Origin of the sequence: Kribbella sp. NPDC050281 (assembly GCF_040655855.1) — a bacterium.
Classification (GTDB): Bacteria; Actinomycetota; Actinomycetes; order Propionibacteriales; family Kribbellaceae; genus Kribbella.
Map to the genome: position 1 here is coordinate 1 of NZ_JBFAKS010000111.1, position 1,122 is coordinate 1,122.

Here is a 1,122-nt window from a genome sequence, read left to right on the forward strand (position 1 = left end):
GCTCGGGACTGGTCACGTATGCGGTTAGTTGGGGGCCGCGGGGGGGGTGGTGGTGGGTGGTGATGTGGGTGGTGGTGATGTCGGGGTGGGTTTGGAGGGTGGTTTGGGTTTCGGCGGGTTCGATGCGGTGGCCGCGGATTTTGATTTGGTGGTCGGTGCGGCCGATGTAGTGGATGGTGCCGTCGGGTGTTTGGCGGACGAGGTCGCCGGTGTGGTAGAGGCGTTGGCCGGGTTTGGTGGGGTGGGGGATGAATTTTTCGGCGGTGAGGTGGGGTTGGTTGTGGTATCCGCGGGCGAGGGCGGGTCCGCCGATGAAGAGTTCGCCGGTGGTGCCGGGTGGGGTGGGTTGCCAGTGGTGGTCGAGGATGTGGGTTTCGGTGCCGTTGAGTGGGGTGCCGATGGGGATGGGGCCGGTGATGGGTTGGTGTGGTGGGAGGGGGTGGCAGGTGGCGAAGGTGGTGGTTTCGGTGGGTCCGTAGCCGTCGATTATTTGGGTGTTGGGTAGGTGTTGGCGGGCTTTTTCGGCGTGGGTTGGTGATACGGGTTCGCCGCCGGTGAGGAGTTGTTGGATGGGGGTGAGGATGGTGGGGTCGTCGTCGATGATGAGGTGGAATAGGCCGGCGGTGAGCCAGAGGGTGTTGATGTGGTGGGTGGTGATGAGGTGGTGGAGTTCGGGGGTGGTGAGTTGTCCGGGTGGTGCGATGGTGAGTTGGCCGCCGTTGAGTAGGGGGGCCCAGATTTCGAAGGTGGAGGCGTCGAAGGTGGTGGGTGAGTGGAGTAGGTAGTTCTGGTGGGGTCCCATGGTGATGTGGGTTTGGTGGGTGACGAGTCGGGTGATGGCGCGGTGGGGTACGGCGACGGCTTTGGGTTGGCCGGTGGAGCCGGAGGTGTAGAGGATGTAGGCGAGGTTTTGGGGGGTGGCGGGGCTGGGTTGGGGTGGTTTGGTGGGTGTGGTGGGGAGGTCTTCGGTGTGGATGATGGTGGTGTGTGGGGGTAGTGGGGTGGTGTTGTCTCTGGTGGTGATGATGGTTTTGACGTTGGCGTGTTGGGTGAGCTGGTTTATGCGGGCGGGTGGGTGTGTGGGGTCGAGTGGGAGGTAGGCGGCGCCGGTTTTGGTGATGG

1 protein-coding gene is annotated in these 1,122 nt (G+C 63.8%); it reads right to left on the minus strand.

The genetic code is table 11. The features are described from left to right. Positions 1–1,122, minus strand: a 1,122-nt coding sequence (locus AB0I34_RS44165; protein ID WP_360458749.1) for an amino acid adenylation domain-containing protein, incomplete at both ends; no start/stop codon positions are given.